Annotated in this window: 17 protein-coding genes; 12 read left to right on the top strand and 5 right to left on the bottom strand. The window is 61.9% G+C overall.

The window, feature by feature from the left end; translation table 11 throughout:
* Window positions 1-264 precede the first annotated feature (264 nt).
* From arnC to HX815_RS24685, 12 genes are all read left to right on the top strand, one after another.
* A complete protein-coding gene (gene arnC, locus HX815_RS24740) occupies window positions 265-1,299 on the top strand; it encodes an undecaprenyl-phosphate 4-deoxy-4-formamido-L-arabinose transferase (RefSeq protein WP_003217633.1) in 1,035 nt (344 codons plus the stop codon).
* Window positions 1,296-3,287 carry a bifunctional UDP-4-amino-4-deoxy-L-arabinose formyltransferase/UDP-glucuronic acid oxidase ArnA gene (gene arnA / locus HX815_RS24735; RefSeq protein ID WP_087693000.1) on the top strand — a complete coding sequence of 664 codons (1,992 nt, stop codon included), beginning with the start codon at window positions 1,296-1,298 and terminating at the stop codon, window positions 3,285-3,287. Before arnC ends, arnA begins: the two co-directional genes overlap by 4 nt.
* Window positions 3,287-4,171 (top strand): 4-deoxy-4-formamido-L-arabinose-phosphoundecaprenol deformylase, encoded by an 885-nt coding sequence (arnD, locus tag HX815_RS24730; RefSeq protein ID WP_023658828.1) that lies wholly within the window; start codon window positions 3,287-3,289, stop codon window positions 4,169-4,171. Before arnA ends, arnD begins: the two co-directional genes overlap by 1 nt.
* The gene (arnT, locus tag HX815_RS24725) at window positions 4,168-5,823 is read left to right on the top strand and encodes a lipid IV(A) 4-amino-4-deoxy-L-arabinosyltransferase (RefSeq protein ID WP_177029025.1); all 1,656 of its coding nucleotides are present in this window, start codon (window positions 4,168-4,170) and stop codon (window positions 5,821-5,823) included. The genes arnD and arnT overlap by 4 nt, the downstream gene beginning before the upstream one ends.
* The gene (arnE, locus tag HX815_RS24720; protein WP_003217625.1) at window positions 5,820-6,167 is read left to right on the top strand and encodes a 4-amino-4-deoxy-L-arabinose-phosphoundecaprenol flippase subunit ArnE; all 348 of its coding nucleotides are present in this window, start codon (window positions 5,820-5,822) and stop codon (window positions 6,165-6,167) included. Before arnT ends, arnE begins: the two co-directional genes overlap by 4 nt.
* On the top strand, window positions 6,164-6,577 hold the full coding sequence (gene arnF / locus HX815_RS24715) for a 4-amino-4-deoxy-L-arabinose-phosphoundecaprenol flippase subunit ArnF (RefSeq protein ID WP_177021107.1): 414 nt from the start codon (window positions 6,164-6,166) through the stop codon (window positions 6,575-6,577). Before arnE ends, arnF begins: the two co-directional genes overlap by 4 nt.
* Window positions 6,574-7,953, top strand: a complete 1,380-nt coding sequence (locus HX815_RS24710; protein ID WP_008433443.1) for a UDP-glucose/GDP-mannose dehydrogenase family protein — start codon at window positions 6,574-6,576, stop codon at window positions 7,951-7,953. Before arnF ends, HX815_RS24710 begins: the two co-directional genes overlap by 4 nt.
* A gap of 3 nt (window positions 7,954-7,956) precedes the next feature.
* Window positions 7,957-9,579: a glycosyltransferase family 39 protein gene (locus tag HX815_RS24705; protein WP_087693003.1), complete on the top strand. Its 1,623-nt coding sequence runs from the start codon at window positions 7,957-7,959 to the stop codon at window positions 9,577-9,579.
* 521 nt (window positions 9,580-10,100) lie between these two features.
* Window positions 10,101-10,280 (top strand): type VI secretion system contractile sheath small subunit, encoded by a 180-nt coding sequence (locus HX815_RS24700; protein ID WP_256344058.1) that lies wholly within the window; start codon window positions 10,101-10,103, stop codon window positions 10,278-10,280.
* Between the two features lie 176 nt (window positions 10,281-10,456).
* Window positions 10,457-11,173, top strand: coding sequence for an HPP family protein (locus HX815_RS24695; RefSeq protein WP_102369056.1), 717 nt, complete (start codon window positions 10,457-10,459; stop codon window positions 11,171-11,173).
* A gap of 124 nt (window positions 11,174-11,297) precedes the next feature.
* The gene (locus HX815_RS24690) at window positions 11,298-12,401 is read left to right on the top strand and encodes an enoyl-CoA hydratase/isomerase family protein (protein WP_087693005.1); all 1,104 of its coding nucleotides are present in this window, start codon (window positions 11,298-11,300) and stop codon (window positions 12,399-12,401) included.
* A gap of 3 nt (window positions 12,402-12,404) precedes the next feature.
* Window positions 12,405-13,556, top strand: coding sequence for an acyl-CoA dehydrogenase family protein (locus HX815_RS24685; RefSeq protein ID WP_087693006.1), 1,152 nt, complete (start codon window positions 12,405-12,407; stop codon window positions 13,554-13,556).
* A gap of 141 nt (window positions 13,557-13,697) precedes the next feature.
* On the opposite strand, the gene HX815_RS24680 is transcribed toward HX815_RS24685, so the two are convergent.
* From HX815_RS24680 to HX815_RS24660, 5 genes are read right to left on the bottom strand one after another with little or no spacing between them, the layout of a single operon-like run.
* A complete protein-coding gene (locus HX815_RS24680; protein WP_003217608.1) occupies window positions 13,698-14,471 on the bottom strand; it encodes an enoyl-CoA hydratase in 774 nt (257 codons plus the stop codon).
* Window positions 14,472-14,480: 9 nt separating this feature from the next.
* Window positions 14,481-15,608, bottom strand: a complete 1,128-nt coding sequence (locus HX815_RS24675) for an acyl-CoA dehydrogenase (RefSeq protein WP_102604354.1) — start codon at window positions 15,606-15,608, stop codon at window positions 14,481-14,483.
* A gap of 9 nt (window positions 15,609-15,617) precedes the next feature.
* Window positions 15,618-16,802, bottom strand: a complete 1,185-nt coding sequence (locus HX815_RS24670) for an acetyl-CoA C-acyltransferase (protein WP_087693007.1) — start codon at window positions 16,800-16,802, stop codon at window positions 15,618-15,620.
* A gap of 11 nt (window positions 16,803-16,813) precedes the next feature.
* Entirely contained in the window at window positions 16,814-17,581 is a 768-nt protein-coding gene (locus tag HX815_RS24665) for an SDR family NAD(P)-dependent oxidoreductase (RefSeq protein ID WP_008433459.1), read from the bottom strand.
* Window positions 17,582-17,603: 22 nt separating this feature from the next.
* Window positions 17,604-19,253 carry an AMP-binding protein gene (locus HX815_RS24660; RefSeq protein ID WP_134326619.1) on the bottom strand — a complete coding sequence of 550 codons (1,650 nt, stop codon included), beginning with the start codon at window positions 19,251-19,253 and terminating at the stop codon, window positions 17,604-17,606.
* Window positions 19,254-19,450: the final 197 nt, after the last annotated feature.

Below are 19,450 nucleotides of genomic sequence, written 5' to 3'. Positions count from 1 at the left end.
TCGTTGAACATTTTTGCGCTTAATCTTGGCGGCACGACTTGAGAACGAACCGTACTTTGCAGGTTAACTCGTTGATTCCGCTTTACCTTTGAGCATTTTGGTCTTTACTCACGTAAGCCATGGAAGACCCACTGTGACCTGTCAGGACTGTCGAATGAATGCCACAAATCAACGCTATCTTTGATCGGATGCCCGGCATCCGAGGCTGACGATAACTGCTGTCTTTACGCTCCAAGTTGCTCTAACCCCCGAGGTAATGAATCTTTGAAACCCTATCCAATTCATTGCGTGTCGATCGTTATCCCGGTCTACAACGAACAAGAAAGCCTGCCTGAACTGCTGCGCCGCACCATGGCCGCCTGCAAACAACTGGCTTACGAATACGAAATCATCCTGGTGGACGACGGCAGCCGCGACAACTCCGCGCAATTGCTGGAAGACGCCGCCGCGCTCGAAGGCAGCAACGTGGTGGCGGTGATCCTCAACCGCAACTACGGCCAGCACGCCGCGATCATGGCCGGCTTCGAGCATTGCCGGGGCGACGTGGTGATCACCCTGGACGCCGACCTGCAAAACCCGCCGGAAGAAATCCCGCGTTTGGTCGAACAGGCCGCCCTGGGCTATGACGTGGTTGCCACCGTGCGCAACAACCGCCAGGACTCGGCCTTCCGCCGCTGGCCGTCGCGCCTGATCAACCTCGCCGTGCAACGCTCCACCGGCGTGGCCATGAGCGACTACGGCTGCATGCTGCGTGCTTATCGCCGCACCATCGTCGACGCCATGCTGGCCTGCCGCGAGCGCAGCACCTTTATCCCGATCCTGGCCAACAGCTTTGCGCGCCACACCACGGAAATCCTGGTGCATCACGCCGAGCGTGAACACGGCGAGTCCAAATACAGCCCGATGCGCCTGATCAGCCTGATGTTCGACCTGCTGACCTGCATGACCACCACGCCATTGCGCCTGTTGAGCATCGTCGGTTTCAGCCTGGCGGCCCTGGGCATGCTCTTCGCCTTTGCACTGATCGTGCTGCGTATCGCTTTCGGCTCCGGTTGGGCCGGCGACGGCATGTTCGTGCTGTTCGCCGTATTGTTCGTGTTCACCGGTGGCCAGTTCATCGGCATGGGCCTCCTGGGTGAATACCTGGGCCGCATGTACAGCGATGTGCGGGCCCGCCCACGGTTCTTTATCGAAAAAGTGCTGCGCAACCAACCGGCAGCACCGGCCGAGACCTTTACGGTCGACGGCCTGACGTCCTCCCACACCTCTACTTCTCCTTCCGATCAGGTTTCGTCATGAATTCAAAAGCTGTTGTCTTCGCTTACCACGATATTGGCTGTGCTGGCATTGAAGCCCTGCTCAATGCGGGTTACGAAATTGCTGCCGTGTTCACCCATGCCGATGATCCCAAGGAAAACAATTTCTACGGTTCCGTCGCCCAGCTGTGCGCCCGCAATGGCATCCCGGTACACGCCCCGGAAGACGCCAACCACCCGCTGTGGATCGAGCGCATCGCCAAGCTGAACCCGGACTACATCTTCTCGTTCTACTACCGCAACCTGCTGAGCGAAGCCCTGCTGGCCACCGCCAAGAAAGGCGCGTTCAACCTGCACGGCTCCCTGCTGCCTAAGTACCGTGGCCGCGCACCGGCCAACTGGGTGCTGGTGAACGGCGAAACCGAAACCGGCGTGACCCTGCACCGCATGGTCAAGCGTGCCGATGCCGGCGCGATCCTGGCCCAGCAGAAAGTCGTGATCGAGCGCACCGACACCGGCCTGACCCTGCACGCCAAACTGCGTGACGCCGCCACCAACCTGCTGCGCGATGCCCTGCCGCAACTGGCTCAAGGCAAGCTGACCGAAACCGCCCAGGACGAAAGCAAGGCCACCTACTTCGGTCGTCGCACCGCCGCTGACGGCAAACTGGATTGGAAAAAACCGGCTGAAGAGCTGTTCAACCTGGTTCGCGCCGTTACCCAACCATACCCGGGTGCCTTCTGCGCCGTGGGCGAGCACAAGCTGATCGTCTGGAGCGCCGAAGTCGTCAAGGGCAACGAAGGCCTGGCGCCAGGCCGAGTGATCAGCGTCAACCCGCTGCGCATCGCCTGCGGTGAAGACTCCCTGGTGGTCAAGTTCGGCCAGCGCAACGAGAACGGCCTGTACCTGGCCGGCCCGTCCCTGGCTGATGAACTGGGCCTGGTGGACGGTTCCGTACTGCGCGGCGCCGAGTCCGGCCGCAAGCCCCGTCGTACCCGCGTGCTGATCCTGGGTGTGAACGGTTTCATCGGTAACCACCTGTCCGAGCGCCTGCTGCGTGACGACCGTTACGAAATCTACGGCCTGGACATCGGCTCCGACGCCATCGAGCGCCTGCGCAGCCACCCGAATTTCCACTATGTGGAAGGCGACATCAGCATCCACTCCGAGTGGATCGAGTACCACATCAAGAAGTGCGACGTGGTCCTGCCGCTGGTGGCCATCGCCACCCCGATCGAATACACCCGCAACCCGCTGCGCGTATTTGAACTGGACTTCGAAGAGAACCTGAAACTGGTTCGCTACTGCGTGAAGTACAACAAGCGCGTGATCTTCCCGTCGACCTCCGAAGTGTATGGCATGTGCCAGGACCAGTACTTCGACGAAGACACCTCCAACCTGGTGGTGGGCCCGGTCAACAAGCAGCGCTGGATCTACTCGGTCTCCAAGCAACTGCTGGACCGCGTGATCTGGGCCTACGGCGACAAGGGCCTGAAGTTCACCCTGTTCCGTCCATTCAACTGGATGGGCCCGCGCCTCGACCGCCTGGACTCGGCCCGTATCGGCAGCTCCCGCGCCATCACCCAGCTGATCCTGAACCTGGTGGAAGGCACGCCGATCCGTCTGTTCGACGGTGGCGAGCAGAAGCGTTGCTTCACTGACATCGCCGACGGTATCGAAGCCCTGGCGCGCATCATTGATAACGACAACGACAACTGCAACGGCCAGATCATCAACATCGGCAACCCGGAAAACGAAGCCAGCATCCGTCAGTTGGGCGAAGAACTGCTGCGTCAGTTCGAAGCTCACCCGCTGCGCAGCAACTTCCCTCCGTTTGCCGGTTTCCGCGACGTAGAGAGCAAGGCGTTCTACGGCACCGGTTACCAGGACGTGGCGCACCGCAAGCCAAGCATCGAAAACGCCAAGCGCCTGCTGAACTGGGAGCCTACCGTGGAGATGAGCGAAACCATCGGCAACACTCTGGATTTCTTCCTGCGTGAAGCCATGCTCGAAATCGCGGACAAGCGTTGATGCAAGCGGGTCTACGCATCGACGTCGACACTTACCGAGGCACCCGTGAAGGGGTGCCAAGGTTGTTGGAGTCGCTTGATGAAGCCGGGGTCAAGGCGACCTTCTTCTTCAGCGTCGGGCCGGACAACATGGGGCGCCACTTGTGGCGCCTGATCCGCCCGCAGTTCCTGTGGAAGATGCTGCGCTCCAACGCGGCCGGTTTGTACGGCTGGGACATTTTGCTGGCCGGCACCGCCTGGCCGGGCAAACCCATTGGCCGCGACCTGGGGCACCTGATGCGCCAGGCCAAGGCCGCCGGGCATGAAGTCGGGCTGCACGCCTGGGATCATCACGGCTGGCAAGCCAACACCGGGCGCTGGAGCGATGCACAGCTGATCGAGCAGATTCGCCGTGGCGTCGACACCTTGAGCGACATCCTCGGTGAACCCATCGACTGCTCAGCCGCCGCCGGCTGGCGTGCCGATGAGCGCGTGGTGCAAGCCAAGCAACAGTTCAATTTCCGTTACAACAGCGATTGCCGCGGTACCAGCCTGTTCCGGCCGACCCTGGCGGATGGCAGTGCCGGCACGCCACAAATTCCGGTGGACATGCCGACCTTCGACGAAGTCGTGGGCCCGGTGGTGGCCGCCAAGGATTTCAATAGCTACATCCTCGACCGCTTCAAGCCGTCGAAGCTCAACGTCTATACGATCCACGCAGAAGTAGAAGGGATTCTGATGGCCAATGATTTTCGCCAGTTGCTCGCCCAGGCAGGGCAGCGCGGCATCGCGTTCAAACCGTTGGGCGACCTGTTGCCCGCCGACCTCACCACCCTGCCCCAGCAACAGCTGGTGCGTGGTGCGTTGAGCGGCCGTGAAGGCTGGCTCGGAGTGCAAAAGGCATGATCCGGCGCTGGGCCCTGCCCCTGCTCCTGCTGGCCTTCGGGGTGTTCTACCTGATCCCGTTGGCCACCCACGGCCTGTGGATCCCCGACGAAACCCGCTATGCACAGATCAGCCAGGAAATGCTGCTGACCGGCAAATGGGCCTCGCCACACTTCATGGGGATTCGCTACTTCGAGAAACCGGCGGCCGGTTACTGGATGATCGCGCTGGGCCAGGCGATTTTCGGGCAGAACCTGTTCGGCGTGCGTTTTGCCTCGGCCTTGAGCACTGGCTTGAGCATCCTGCTGGTGTATTTCGTGGCCCGGCGTTTGTGGAACAACCCGCGCAAGAGCCTGGTCAGCGCCGTGCTGTACATGAGTTTTGTCAGCGTCGCGTTCCTGGCGGGCTATGCCAACCTCGACCCGCAGTTCACCTTCTGGGTCAACCTGACCGGGGCGGCGCTGTGGTTCTGCTTCGACAGCACCACCACCCGCGGCCGCCTGTGGTCGTGGGCCTTGCTCGGGTTCGCCTGCGGCATGGGGTTCATGACCAAGGGTTTCCTTGCCTGGTTGCTGCCGGTGCTGATCGCCCTGCCCTACGTGCTCTGGCAAAAACGCATTCGTGAACTGCTCACCTATGGCCTGGTGGCCGTGGTGGTGGCGATTGTCGTGAGCCTGCCCTGGGCGCTGATGGTGCATGCCCAGGAACCGGACTACTGGAATTTCTTCTTCTGGCACGAGCACATCCAGCGCTTTGCCGGCGACGACGCCCAGCACTCCGAGCCCTTCTGGTATTACCTGCCGCTGATGGTTGCGTTCACCCTGCCGTGGATGGCGTTGCTGCCGTCCACCGTGAAGCAGGCATGGCTGGAAAAACGCAACAGCAAGGTCGCCTTCCTGCTGCTGTGGCTGCTGATGCCGCTGGCGTTCTTCAGCCTGGCCAAGGGCAAGCTGCCGTCGTACATCATGCCCTGCCTGCTGCCACTGGCGCTGCTGATGGGGCATACCCTCGCCGACAAACTGGCCCAGGCCCGTGGCCGCGTACTGCGCATCAACGGCTGGGTGAATCTGGTCATTGGCATATTGGCGTTGCTGGCCCTGACCTGGTTCCAGCTGAAAAAACCGGTGTACGAGCACGGCCAGGAAACACTCAGCCTGGTGCTGGTGTTCGTCTTCCTGTTCGGCTGGATCATCGCCAACCTGCTGCAAGCCGCCCGCCCGTTGCACATGTGGGCCGCACCGGTGATGGGCAGCTGGTTGCTGGTGGCGCTGGTGCCGGCCGCGTTGCCGCACTCGGTGGTTTATAACAAGACCCCCGACCAGTTCATCATCGACCACCTCCAGGAGCTGCAGCCGACCACTGCATTGCTGAGTAACGACCTCGGCGCCGCATCGGCCTTGTCATGGCGCCTGCAGCGTCCTGAAGTGATGCTTTACAACACCGTTGGCGAAGTGAAATACGGCATCGCCTTCCCGGACACCGCTTACCGCAAGATCGATGCCGCCAGCGTCCAGCAATGGATGAGCGAGGCGCGCAAGCAAGGCTCGGTGGGCGTGGTGATGCGGGTCAAGGGTGACGACGAGCGCCAGGAAGTGAACCTGCTGCCCAAAGACGGCAAGCGTTACGAGCAGGGCAATATCGTGATTCTGATCTTCCCGCAGAGCGCGCCATGACCACTCTGCTGCTGTTGTTAGGTGCCTGCCTGCTGACCTGCATGGGCCAGGTGTCCCAGAAGTTTGCCGTGGAAGGCTGGCGTGACCAGCCCGACGGTTGGGCCCTGAAGCTGCGCTCGCCGTGGCTGTGGTCGGCGCTGGTGTGCCTGGGCCTGGGTTTGCTGGTGTGGCTGCTGGTGCTGCAACGCCTGGAAGTCGGCATCGCCTACCCGATGCTGAGCCTCAATTTTGTATTGGTCACCCTGGTGGCGCGCTTTGTGTTCCATGAACACATCGATGGTCGCCACTGGTTCGGCGTGCTGCTGGTGATTGCCGGTGTGGTGCTGCTGGGGCGCCAGGTATGAGTCGCGCTCGCGGTTTTGCCCTGGCCCTGGGCAGCGTGGCACTGGTCAGCGGTGCCCAGTTGGGCATGCGCTGGAGCATGACGCGCCTGCCATTGCCCACCGAATGGCTGACAGCACTCAACACGGGTGCCATCGACCTCGGCGCACTGGGCGTGGTGATCCTGGCGATCATCGCCTATGCCCTGTCGATGCTCTGCTGGCTTGGCGCACTGAAAGACCTGCCTCTGGGCCGTGCCTACTCGCTGCTCAGCATCAGCTACGCATTGGTCTACCTGCTGGCCGCCAGCCTGCCGGTGTTCAACGAACATTTTTCGCTTTCAAAAACTGCGGGAGTGGCCTTGGTCATTCTCGGAGTCCTGACTATCAACTCTCGTCGTGCTAGCACCACAAGTCCCAGGAATGCCCCATGAAAATCAGTGTATTTGGTAGCGGTTACGTCGGTCTGGTGCAGGCCACCGTGTTGGCCGAAGTCGGCCACGATGTCATCTGCATGGACGTTGACGAGAAAAAGGTCAAGTTGCTGCAACAGGGCCACGTGAGCATTTTCGAGCCGGGCCTGGCGGCCATGGTCAAGGAAAACCTCGAAGGCGGACGCCTGACGTTTACCTATGACGAAAAACTCGCGGTCGAACACGGCGAAGTGCTGTTCATCGCCGTGGGTACCCCTTCGGACGAAGACGGCTCGGCCGACCTGAAATACGTGCTGTCCGTGGGCGATGCAGTGGCTCGCCACCGTATCGACCCGGTGATCCTCGTGGAAAAATCCACCGTACCTGTAGGCACTGGCGACACTTTGCGTGCGCACATGGAAAAAGCCCTGCGCATTGCCGGCCGCCACCTGGAGTTCGATATCGTCTCCAACCCGGAATTCCTCAAGGAAGGCTCGGCCGTTGCCGACTGCCGCCGCCCGGACCGGATCGTCATCGGCTGCGAACGTGAGGAAGTGCGCGAGGTGATGCGTGAGTTGTATGCACCGTTCAACCGCAACCACGACCGCATCATCTTCATGGACCTGCGCAGCGCCGAACTGACCAAGTACGCCGCCAACTGCATGCTGGCCACCAAGATCAGCTTTATCAACCAGATCGCCGAACTGGCCGAACACCTGGGCGCCGACATCGAAGCCGTGCGCCTGGGCATTGGTGCCGACTCGCGTATCGGCTACCACTTCATCTACCCAGGTTGCGGTTATGGCGGCTCTTGTTTCCCCAAGGACATGCGCGCCCTGATCCACAGCGCCAAGGCCGCCAACTGCTCCAGCGACCTGCTGGAAGCCGTGGAAGCCATCAACCAGCGCCAGAAGAGCAAGCTGTTCGAACGTGCCAATGCATTCTTCAAGGGCGACCTGCGCGGCAAGACCTTCGCCTTGTGGGGCCTGGCGTTCAAGCCCAACACCGACGACATGCGCGATGCGCCAAGCCGGGTGCTGATGGAAGCCTTGTGGGCCGCCGGCGCGAATGTACGTGCGTTTGACCCGGAGGCCATGCAGGAAACCCAGCGCATCTACGGTGATGATCCGCGCCTGATGCTGATGGGCACCCCGGAATCCACCCTGAGTGGCTCTGACGCCTTGATCATCTGCACCGAATGGCAACAGTTTAAGGCACCGGACTTCGACCTGATCCAGCAACGCCTGAAAACCCCGGTGATCTTCGACGGCCGCAACCTGTACGACGGCGAACGCCTGGCACGCAAAGGCATCCAGTACTTCCCGATGGGCCGTGGCGATTCCTGCAACTTGCCGATCCCCCAGCAAAACTGGGCGCCTCAGGCCGAGGAAGCCTGAGACGTGGACAAAGCTCATCCGCCCCTGCTCAGCCCGACGATCCGCCGACACTCATGGGTGCTGGGGCTCCTGGCACTGGTCCTGTTTATCGCAGGCAACTGGAACCAGGCAATCATCGGCTTTGACTCGCGCTTCGTGCTGTTCGCCCAGGAGATGCTGCGCCATGGGCCGGGGTTCTTCCCGACGACGTACGGGCAACCTTATGCCGATTACCTGGCCACCTCGACGCTGATGACCTGGCTGCTGTCCCTGCCCCTGGGGCAGGTCACCAGCCTGACGGCCTGGCTGCCCACGGCCATCGCTTCGGCGCTGCTCGTGGTGCTGGTCTACCGGCTGACGGCGCCCTACTCCCGGCGCTGGGCGCTGCTGAGCATCGCGGTGATGCTGCTCAGCAGCACCTTCATCAGCGAAACCCGCGCGGTGTCCCTCGACCAGATGTTGGCTGCCGTGGCCCTGGCGGTGTTTTACCTGGGTTATGCCCATGACCACTTCGGCGCCGCCAAGCGCCTGCACTGGCTGTTTGCGCTGCTGATCCTGGGGTTTGCAATCCGTGGACCGATTGGCCTGGTCATTCCCACCGGCATGCTGTGCAGCTATTACCTGATCAACCGGCAATGGCGCCAGCTGTTCAGTTTCGGCCTGCTGGCGTTGGCGTTACTGGCGGCGTGCGTGGGCCTGCTGTTGCTGCTGGCCAAGCTCAGTGGCGGTGAAACGTTCATGCAGGACGTAATCCGCATGCAGTTCCTGGGTCGCATGGATGGCACCGAAGGCTCCGGCAGCGCGCTGTATTATTTCAGCAGTTCGCTGGGCAACTACGCACCGGCGTATCCGCTGGCAATACTCGCGCTGGTTGCGATTGTCGCCGGTGGCCGGGAGGACAAGGGCCCGGCGCTGAAGCTGGTGTTGTACTGCCTCGCTGCAGGCTTGATCGTGATGATCGGCTTGTCTGTGCCCCAAGCAAAAAAAGCGCGCTATGTGCTGCCGATGCTGCCCCTGGCGGCAATCATCGCCGCGTACCCGTTCCAGGTGTCGCGAGGCAGACTGTTCGCCGGGCTGCGCTGGCTGATGCTGGGGTTGTGGACGGTCATTCCGGGGCTGCTGATCGCAGGCTTGTTCGTGGCGCGTCACCGCTTCCCCGAGCAGATTGGCAGCCTCAATCCGGTGTTCGGGATCCTGATCGCGATCCAGGTGCTGGCACTGGGCTTGCTGTTCAACCGGCGGCTTCGCTACGTGGGCCCGGCCTTCGCCGCGGTATTGGCGGTGTGGCTGGCGTATATCGTGATGGTCGAGCCGCTGGAGCGCCGGTTGTATGACACGCGCACCTTTACCCTCCAGGCCCATGCGCTGACCCAGCAACAACCGGCGCCGCTGGTATTACACGCACTCGGCAAGGACGCAAAAGCCATCAAGTTCATGGTCAACCTCGATTGCGACCGGGTGCCGTTGTTTACCCAGTTGCCTGCCGACCTGGCGCCGATCCAGGCTCCTGCATGGCTGATCATGAGCCAGTCGGACTATGAAGCGTTGAGCGACCCGCGTTTTCGTTCACTGCAGCCGGTACTGACCGGCCAGTTCGACAAGAACCCCTACGTACTGCTGCATTTGATCAAACCCGCACAACCTTGATACAGGGCGCGGGATAAGCGGAACCAACCGCTTATCCCGCGCCAGTACATTCAGTAGTTATAAATCCAAGTGTATGTAAGAAACTTCTTTGCCCATTCAACTTCGAAACTTTTAGCGTAGCAACTATCGAGAAACATCCTACGCATCTATACGCTGCTACCGATAAGACGCCCTCTTCCCGCCCCTAGCCCTCGACTGTAGACTCGCCTGCCAAGCGAGTTAATTATTTAATACCTTTTAACTATTTTCAGAAGTTCCAAAGGTGCGGTGTAAGGCATTCCTGTTACTTTCGAAAGAAACTCGACGAACGTAGCAGCAAGCCATCAATCAAGACATGCCCCGCTTAAACGAACAGTCGAAATAACAATAAAGACGTTTTAAACAGCATTCAGCGCTGCCGTTTATTTCATTTAGAGGAATGTTTTGTGTCCGACCGTCGATTGCCCGCCCCCTCAACCTCTGACGCTGTCGCGCCTTTGTCCCGCGACAGAGTGAATGCGGGTTACATCCCGCTGCCAAAACTGGATCGGCTCATGGAACTGCGTGATGCACTGGTGGTGCTCAAGGGGCCATTGGCCAACAATCCATCGCTGCGGGAAAATGTACAAAACCTACTGATCAACGAGGAAACCGATGACCGTGTGCTGGGCAAGATCAGCAACCCCATGCCACCGCCAACCCGCCTGATACCGTTTGGCTGACACGTTTTACTGCAAAAATACTGCACTTGACCTGCATTAATATGCATTGGCAGCAGTCTTCATCGATTGGCACACTGCGCAGGTTCCTCCCCCAAATGCAGGAACTTCTTTAAAGGGCTTTTCCGGGAAACCAGGCAAGCCTTTTTTTTCGCCCGCTTTTCACGGATCGTCTGTCAATGCTCGCTCGCTGGTTACCCGCTGCCATCAATACCCGCCCTGCCGAATGGAGTCGTGCCGCCATCGGCATGGCCCTGGGCACACTGTTCAGCGTCTGGGTGTGCGCCCAGGTGTTCGGCACCGAGGTGGCCCTGCACCTGATAGGCCCGCTGGGAGCCTCGGCGGTGCTGCTGTTTGCCGTATCCTCCGGCGCGCTGGCCCAGCCCTGGTCGATCATCGGCAGCTACCTGTGTGCCGGGATCGTTGCGCTGCTGGTGGCCCGGGTATTGGGCCGAACGCTGGGCAGCGCATGCCTGGCTGCCGGGATGACCGTGATCCTGATCTGCTGGCTGCGCTGCCTGCATCCACCGGCGGGCGGCCTGGCCATGAGCCTGGTGCTGGCTGACCCTGCCTCGATTGCCATGGGCTGGCACGAACTTGCCGCAGTCATGCTGGGAGCCACAGCCTTGTTGGCCTGCGCGCTGGCCTACAACAACGCCACGCGCACGCGTTACCCCAAGGGCACCCGCGAACCGGCTGCGCCGATCTTTATGCCAATCGCCACCGAAAACCCCGGGATCAGCGCCGAGGACCTCAAGCAGGCCCTCGCCGAGCGCGAGCAGTTCCTGGACGTTACCCCGCAGGAGCTGGAGGAGCTGATCCAGGCCAGCGAGCGGTATGCCCGGCGGCGCACCATCGGCGCGGTTTTCCAGCACCAGGGCCAGCCTCCTCCATAAGGCAAAAATGCAAAAACGACCTGCATGATTCCGACTTGTACTGGGCAAATTTGCACTGGTACGATCGCGAGATGGTTCGCCCGCGAACATCTTGATAAAGAACAATAAAAGCAGGGAGTTAGAGATGACTGCTCAGGTTTCATCCGAGGCAAGCAGCGCCGGGATTGTGCAAGACGAGGTCCTGGCGCACGTACGCAACCATATTGGCCACCTGACCCTCAATCGCCCCGCAGGCCTTAACGCCCTCACCCTGGACATGGTCCGCAGCCTCAGCCGGCATTTGCAGGCGTGGGCGGACGATCCCCAGGTGCATGCCGTGGTGTTGCGCGGTGCCGGTGAAAAAGCCTTCTGCGCCGGCGGCGACATTCGCTCGCTGTACGACAGCTTCAAGAGCGGCGACACCCTCCACGAAGACTTCTTCGTCGAGGAATACGCCCTCGACCTCGCCATTCACAACTATCGCAAACCGGTCCTGGCACTGATGGACGGCTTCGTCCTTGGCGGTGGCATGGGCCTGGTGCAAGGCGCCGACCTGCGGGTGGTCACCGACCGCAGCCGCCTGGCAATGCCCGAGGTGGCCATCGGGTATTTCCCTGACGTGGGCGGCAGCTATTTCCTGCCGCGCATTTCCGGGGAACTGGGGATCTACCTCGGGGTGACCGGCGTGCAGATTCGTGCCGCCGACGCCCTGTATTGCGGCCTGGCGGACTGGTACCTCGACAGCGCCCGGCTCGCCGACCTCGACCAGCGCCTGGACCGCCTGGAATGGCACGATTCTCCCCTCAAGGACCTGCAAGGCCTGCTGGCCAGCCTCGCGGTGCAACAATTGCCCGACGCCCCCCTGGCGGCGCTACGCCCAGCCATCGATCACTTCTTTGCCTTGCCGGACGTGCCGAGCATCGTCGAGCAATTGCAGCAAGTCACCGTCGCCGACAGCCATGACTGGGCATTGACCACCGCCAGCCTGATGCAGACGCGCTCCCCCCTGGCCATGGCCGTGACCCTGCAGATGCTGCGTCGCGGGCGCCACCTGCCGCTGGAGCAATGCTTTGCCCTGGAACTGCACCTGGACCGCCAATGGTTTGCCCGTGGCGACCTGATCGAAGGCGTCCGCGCCCTGCTGATCGACAAGGACAAAACCCCTCGCTGGAACCCTCCAACCCTGCAGGCGTTGGAGGCTGATCATGTCGAAAGCTTCTTCCGCGACTTCGACAAGAACGGGAACTAAGTCATGCAAGATATTGAATTTACAGAAGAACAAGTGATGATCCGCGACATGGCGCGGGACTTTGCCCGTGGCGAAATCGCCCCCCACGCCCAGGCTTGGGAAAAGGCCGGCTGGATCGATGATGCCCTGGTCGCCAAGATGGGCGAGTTGGGTTTGCTGGGCATGGTGGTGCCCGAAGAATGGGGCGGCACCTACGTCGACTACGTGGCCTACGCCCTGGCAGTGGAAGAGATTTCCGCTGGCGACGGCGCTACCGGCGCACTGATGAGTATCCATAATTCAGTGGGTTGCGGGCCAATCCTCAACTACGGCTCACAAGCACAAAAGGAAACCTGGTTGGCGGAACTGGCCAGCGGCCAGGCCATCGGTTGCTTCTGCCTTACCGAACCCCAGGCCGGTTCCGAAGCGCACAACCTGCGCACCCGTGCCGAACTGCGGGACGGCCAGTGGGTGATCAACGGCGCCAAGCAGTTTGTCAGCAACGGCAAGCGCGCCAAGCTGGCGATCGTGTTTGCAGTGACCGACCCTGACCTGGGCAAGAAAGGCATCTCGGCGTTCCTGGTGCCGACCAGCACCCCGGGCTTCGTGGTGGACCGTACCGAACACAAGATGGGCATTCGTGCCTCGGACACCTGTGCCGTCACCCTCAACCAGTGCACCGTACCGGAAGCCAACCTGCTGGGTGAACGCGGCAAGGGCCTGGCCATCGCCCTGTCCAACCTCGAAGGCGGACGCATCGGGATTGCCGCCCAGGCGCTGGGTATTGCGCGTGCCGCCTTTGAGGCCGCGCTGGCCTATGCCCGTGACCGGGTGCAGTTCGACAAGGCGATCATCGAGCACCAGAGCGTGGCCAACTTGCTGGCCGACATGCAAACCCGCCTGAATGCGGCGCGCTTGCTGATCCTGCACGCCGCCCGATTGCGCAGTGCGGGCAAGCCATGCCTGTCGGAGGCCTCCCAGGCCAAGCTGTTTGCCTCGGAAATGGCCGAGAAGGTGTGCTCTTCAGCCATGCAGATTCATGGGGGTTATGGCTATCTGGAGGACTACCCGGTGGAGCGTTACTACCGGGATGCGCGGATTACCCAGATTTACGAGGGCACCAGCGAGATTCAGCGGATGGTGATTGCCAGAGAATTGAAAAACTACCAGCTGTAACAGGTATTTCGCAGAACCAATGTGGGAGCGGGCTTGCTCGCGAAGGCGGTGGATCAGTCGATACATCGGGTGACTGTAACACCGCCTTCGCGAGCAAGCCCGCTCCCACATTTTTTGATCTTCAGCGTTACAGGACAGTGTTTACTTGTCCTTGAACTCCGGCGCACGCTTGGCCACAAACGCCGCCATGCCTTCCTTCTGATCCAGCGTGGCAAACGCCGCGTGGAACACCCGGCGCTCAAAGCGCACGCCTTCGGACAGGCTCACTTCAAACGCACGGTTCACGCTTTCCTTGACCATCATGCTGATGGGCACCGACTTGCCGGCGATCAGGGTCGCGACCTTCAATGCTTCGTCCAACAGCTCATCCGCCGGCACGATGCGCGCGACGATCCCGCAGCGCTCGGCTTCCACCGCATCGATAAAGCGCCCGGTCAGGCACATTTCCATGGCCTTGGCCTTGCCCACGGCGCGGGTCAGGCGCTGGGTGCCGCCCATGCCCGGCAGCACGCCGAGGTTGATTTCCGGCTGGCCAAACTTGGCGTTGTCGCCCGCCAGGATGAAGTCGCACATCAAGGCCAGTTCACAACCGCCACCCAGGGCAAACCCGTTGACCGCCGCGATGATCGGCTTGCGGCGGTTGGCCACGCGATCGCTGTCGCTGAACAGGTCGTCGAGGTAGATCTGCGGGTAGGTCAGCTCGGCCATTTCCTTGATGTCGGCACCGGCGGCAAAGGCTTTTTTCGAGCCGGTTAGCACGATGCAGCCGATTTCCGGGTTGGCTTCCAGGCTGTCCAGCGCCTGGTTCAGCTCGCTGACCAGTTGCGCGTTCAGGGCGTTCAGCGCTTGCGGGCGATTGAGGGTGATCAGCCCGACCCGGCCCTGCACGTCCAGCAAAATGCTTTCGTAACTCATAGAGACTCCTCAGAGATTGCGTGAAATGACCATGCGTTGAATATCGCTGGTGCCTTCGTAAATCTGGCAGACCCGCACATCGCGGTAGATCCGCTCCAGGGGAAAGTCGCTCAGGTAACCGTAACCGCCGAGGGTTTGCAAGGCTGCCGAGCAGACCTTTTCGGCCATTTCCGAAGCAAACAGCTTGGCCATGGACGCTTCCACCAGCGCCGGCTTGCCGCTGTCACGCAGGGCGGCGGCGTAATGCACCATCTGCCGCGCCACGGCGATTTGCGTCGCCATGTCCGCCAGGCGGAAGGCCACGGCCTGGTGCTCGATGATCGGCTTGCCAAAGCTTTCCCGCTCGCGGGCGTAGTCCCGGGCCGCTTCAAATGCCGCCCGCGCCATGCCTACCGCTTGCGAAGCAATGCCGACACGCCCGCCTTCGAGGTTGGCCAGGGCGATCCGGTAGCCTTCGCCCTCCTCGCCCAAACGATTGGCCACCGGCACCTGCACATCCTCAAACAGGATCTGGCAGGTGTCGGAAGCATGCTGGCCGAGCTTGTCCTCGACCCGCGCGACGCTGTAGCCCGGCGAGTCGGTGGGCACGATAAAGGCGCTGATGCCGCGTTTGCCGGCAGCCGGATCGGTGACTGCAAACACAATCACGATCCCGGCGTTTTGCCCGGAGGTGATGAACTGCTTGCAGCCATTCAAGACGTAGTGATCGCCCTCCAGCCGGGCACGGGTTTTCAGGCCGCTGGCGTCGGAACCGGCCTGGGGCTCGGTCAAGGCAAACGCACCGAGCATCGCACCACTGGCCAGGGGCTTGAGGAACTGCTCGCGCTGTTGATCATTGCCGAACTTGAGGATCGGCACGCAGCCCACGGAGTTGTGCACGCTCATGATGGTCGAGCAGGCGCCGTCACCGGCAGCGATCTCTTCCAGGGCCATGGCGTAGGCCAGGTAGCCGGTATCACAGCCGCCCCATTGCTCCGGGACCAGCATGCCGAAAAAGCCCAGCTCGGCCATTTCACCAATGGCTTCCTTGGGAAAGCGATGCTCGCGGTCCCACTCGGCAGCGAACGGTTTAAGGCGTTCCTGGGCAAATTGCCGGGCGGCTTCGCTGATTTGCAGTTGTTCGTCATTCGGCAGCATAGGTGTTCCTTAGTACAGGCATTCAACGGCCATGGCCGTGGCTTCACCGCCGCCGATGCAGATCGCTGCAACGCCGCGCTTGAGGCCTTTCTGGCGCAGGGCCGAAAGCAGGGTCACCAGGATCCGCGCGCCGGACGCGCCAATCGGATGGCCCAGGGCACAGGCACCGCCGTGGATGTTGACCTTGCTGTGGGGAATCTCCAGCTTGCTCATGGTCACCAGGCTGACCACGGCAAAGGCTTCGTTGATTTCAAACAGGTCGACTTCGTCGAGGTTCCAGCCGGTCTTGCTCATCAGCTTGCGGATCGCCCCCACCGGCGCTACCGGGAACAGGCCAGGCTCATCGGCAAACGCCGCGTGGCCATGGATCACCGCCAGAGGCTTGAGCCCGCGCTTGTGCGCTTCGGACTGGCGCATCAGCAGCAGCGCCGCCGCACCGTCGGAAATCGAACTGGAGTTGGCTGCCGTCACCGTGCCGCCTTCACGGAAGGCCGGCTTCAGGGTGGCGATCTTGTCCAGCTTGGCTTTCGGCGGCTGTTCGTCGTGGATGATGGTTTTCTGTTCCTTGCCCACGGTGACCTGCACCGGGACGATTTCGGCGATGAAGTTGCCGTCGGTGATCGCCTGTTGCGCACGGGTCAGGGACGCAATCGCGAACGCGTCCTGGGCCTCGCGGGAAAAGCCGTTGTGCTCGGCGCAGTCCTCGGCAAAGGTGCCCATCAGGCGGCCCTTGTCGTAGGCGTCTTCGAGGCCGTCGAGGAACATGTGGTCGAGCACCCGGCCGTGGCCCATGCGATAGCCGCTGCGGGCGCGGTCCAGCAGGTACGGCGCGTTGGACATGCTTTCCATGCCACCGGCGATGACCACCTCCACGCTGCCTGCCAGCAACGCGTCATGGGCCAGGATCGTGGCTTCCATGCCCGAGCCGCACATCTTGTTGAGGGTGGTGCAGCGCGTGGACTTGTCCAGGCCAGCACCCAGCGCCGCCTGGCGTGCCGGCGCCTGGCCGAGGCCGGCGGGCAGCACGCAACCGAACAGCACTTCATCCACGGCATCGGAAGCGATACCGGCGCGTTCGACCGCTGCACGAATCGCCGCAGCGCCCAATTGCGGAGCGGTGAGGCCTTTGAGATCGCCCTGGAACCCGCCCATCGGGGTGCGTACCGCGCTGACAATAACGATTGGATCAGTCATGAAAAATCTCCTTATTTGGCTGCCATGCGCAAGGCCCCGTCGAGACGGATCACCTCGCCGTTGAGCATGCTGTTTTCAATGATATGCCGCACCAGCGCGGCGTACTCGCCCGGCTTGCCCAGGCGCGGCGGGAATGGCACGCCGGCGGCGAGGGATTCGCGCACTTGCGGCGTCATGCCCGCCATCATCGGAGTTTCGAAAATACCGGGGGCGATGGTCATCACCCGAATCCCGTAGCGCGCCAGTTCGCGGGCCGCCGGCAGGGTCAGGCTGGCAATCGCGCCCTTGGACGCGGCATAGGCCGCCTGGCCGATCTGGCCGTCAAACGCTGCCACTGAAGCGGTATTGATGATCACACCGCGCTCGCCATCGGCATTCGCCTCGGTTTCAGCGATAGCCGCTGCAGCCAGGCGCAGCAGGTTGAAACTGCCGATCAGGTTGACGTTGATCACCTGGGCGAAGTTGGCCAGCACGTGCGGGCCATTTTTGCCGAGGATTTTCTCGCCCCGCACCACACCGGCACAGTTGACCAACCCATGCAAACCGCCAAAGGCGGCGACGGTGGCCTGTACCGCCGCTTCGGCAGCGGCTTCCTGGCTGATATCGGCGACTACGCTGCGGGCCTGCGCGCCGAGCTTTTGCGCCTGGGCGGCCACTGCGTCGGCGTTCAGGTCCACCAGCATCACCTTGGCACCGGCCGCCACGAGCATCTCGGCGGTTGCCGCGCCGAGGCCTGAAGCGCCACCGCTGACCAGAAAAACCTTGTTCTCAATCTGCATCATTGTTTCCTTGAAGAATGGGTCACGCCGTGGCCGCCTGGGCCTTGGCAATTTCCTGATTACGCAAAATGAAGCGTTGCAGCTTGCCGCTCGGGGTCTTGGGCAGCTCGCTGACAAATTCGATTTCCCGCGGGTACGAGTGAGCGGCCAGGCGCTTGCGCACGTGCTGGCGCAGCTCTTCGGCCAGGGCCGGCTCGGCGCGGTACTGCTCGCTGAGCACCACAAACGCCTTGACGATCTCGGTGCGTTCCGGACATGGCTTGCCCACTACGGCGGCCTCCACCACGGCCGGATGCTCGATCAAGGCGCTCTCTACGTCGAACGGCCCCACGCGATAGCCGGAAGTGGTAATCACATCGTCGCTGCGCCCGACAAAGCTGATGCTGCCATCGGGGTTCAGCTCCACCGTATCGCCGCTGAGGTAGTACTTGCCGACGAAGGCCTTGGTCTTGACGCCGTCATAACCGGCAAACCAGCACATCGGCGATTGCTCGCGGTCGATAGCCAGGATGCCTGGCTGGCCGGCGGGCAGCTCCTGATGGTTGTCGTCCAGCACCACGATGCGATGGCCCGGCGAGGCAAAGCCTGCGGAGCCGACGTGCACCGGATGCTCCAGGCCATGGTGATTGCACAGCACCATGCCCAACTCGGTCTGGCCGTAGTGGTCGTGGATGGTCACGCCGAGGTTATCGGCGAACCAGCGGATCACTTCCGGGTTAAGCGGCTCGCCGGCACTGCTGACAATACGCAGCTTGCCCTTGATCGACTTGGCGAACTGCTCGCCCCCGGCAATCAGCAGGCGATAGGCCGTGGGAGAACCGGTGAGGTTGGTAATCCCGTATTTGTTGATGACACGGCATGTGCTTTCGAGGGTGAACGGGCCATCGTAGAAGGTGATCGGGTGGCCCATGGACAAGGGGCCGGTCACGCCGAAATAGATGCCGTAGGCCCAGCCCGGGTCGGCGACGTTCCAGAATGCGTCTTCGGGGCGCAGGTCGACGGCGTCGCGGGTGTAGCTCTGGAACGCGACGATTGCCTTGAGCGGCACGGCCAGGGCTTTCGACGGGCCGGTGGTGCCTGAGGTGAACATCAGCAGGAACGGGTCGTCGGCGGCCAGCAATACGGGTTCGCAGAGGTTGGAATAGTTGGGCAACTCGGCCCAGAAGCTGAAATCGCCGCGCACGATGCCTTCGCCGTTGGGGCCGGCGACGGTGACGATGGTCGGGCAGTCGGCCACTTCCGTCAGTTTGGGACGGTTTACTGCATCGGTCACCACCAGCGCGGCGCCGGAGCTGTTCAGGCGGTGTTCGATGGCCTTGGGGCCGAAGGCGGTGAACAGCGGCTGATAGACCGCGCCGATGCGCCAGGTGGCGAGGACGACCACCAGCAGCTCGGCGGTGCGTGGCAGGAGGCCTGCCACCTTGTCGCCGCGATTGACGCCCTGGGCCAGGAGGAAGTTGGCGAAGCGTGCGGCCTGGTCTTGCAGCTGGGTGAAGGTGGACGTGGCGCTGCGGCCGTCCTTGCCCTCCCAGAACAGTGCGATGCGGCCAGGTAATGCGTGGCGGTCGCAGCATTCGACGCAGGCGTTGAGGGCCTGCAGGTTGCCCGACAAGGCAGCGTCGACGGTGTGTTGGTAGTTGAACTGGGTGGTGGCAGCCGAGTAATCACGCATCGCTTCAAATCCCTGTGTGTTTTTTATTTTCAGGATGGGTACGTAGACCGGTGAAATAGTCGCTCTAGAGCGGTGGGTGGGCAATGGTCAAAGCTTTCAACTTGGTTGACTGGTTTGGCCAATGGGGGGCGCTGTTTGGTGTGTGTGTATATCCGTTTTTTGGGTGATGGCTTGTATTGGTTCCGCTCTCACAGCGG

The organism is Pseudomonas sp. E6002 (assembly GCF_013385565.1).
Taxonomy (GTDB): Bacteria; Pseudomonadota; Gammaproteobacteria; order Pseudomonadales; family Pseudomonadaceae; genus Aquipseudomonas.
This window is presented reverse-complemented; position numbering and strand designations above follow the sequence as displayed.

Coding starts and splice junctions, on each gene's coding strand:
- HX815_RS24710 (WP_008433443.1), top strand. CDS start 6,574: ATGAAAATCAGTGTATTTGGTAGCGGTTACGTCGGTCTGGTGCAGGCC.
- HX815_RS24670 (WP_087693007.1), bottom strand. CDS start 16,802: ATGACTGATCCAATCGTTATTGTCAGCGCGGTACGCACCCCGATGGGC.
- arnA (WP_087693000.1), top strand. CDS start 1,296: ATGAATTCAAAAGCTGTTGTCTTCGCTTACCACGATATTGGCTGTGCT.
- HX815_RS24690 (WP_087693005.1), top strand. CDS start 11,298: ATGACTGCTCAGGTTTCATCCGAGGCAAGCAGCGCCGGGATTGTGCAA.
- arnE (WP_003217625.1), top strand. CDS start 5,820: ATGACCACTCTGCTGCTGTTGTTAGGTGCCTGCCTGCTGACCTGCATG.
- HX815_RS24665 (WP_008433459.1), bottom strand. CDS start 17,581: ATGCAGATTGAGAACAAGGTTTTTCTGGTCAGCGGTGGCGCTTCAGGC.
- HX815_RS24680 (WP_003217608.1), bottom strand. CDS start 14,471: ATGAGTTACGAAAGCATTTTGCTGGACGTGCAGGGCCGGGTCGGGCTG.
- arnD (WP_023658828.1), top strand. CDS start 3,287: ATGCAAGCGGGTCTACGCATCGACGTCGACACTTACCGAGGCACCCGT.
- arnT (WP_177029025.1), top strand. CDS start 4,168: ATGATCCGGCGCTGGGCCCTGCCCCTGCTCCTGCTGGCCTTCGGGGTG.
- HX815_RS24660 (WP_134326619.1), bottom strand. CDS start 19,253: ATGCGTGATTACTCGGCTGCCACCACCCAGTTCAACTACCAACACACC.
- HX815_RS24685 (WP_087693006.1), top strand. CDS start 12,405: ATGCAAGATATTGAATTTACAGAAGAACAAGTGATGATCCGCGACATG.
- HX815_RS24675 (WP_102604354.1), bottom strand. CDS start 15,608: ATGCTGCCGAATGACGAACAACTGCAAATCAGCGAAGCCGCCCGGCAA.
- HX815_RS24695 (WP_102369056.1), top strand. CDS start 10,457: ATGCTCGCTCGCTGGTTACCCGCTGCCATCAATACCCGCCCTGCCGAA.
- arnF (WP_177021107.1), top strand. CDS start 6,164: ATGAGTCGCGCTCGCGGTTTTGCCCTGGCCCTGGGCAGCGTGGCACTG.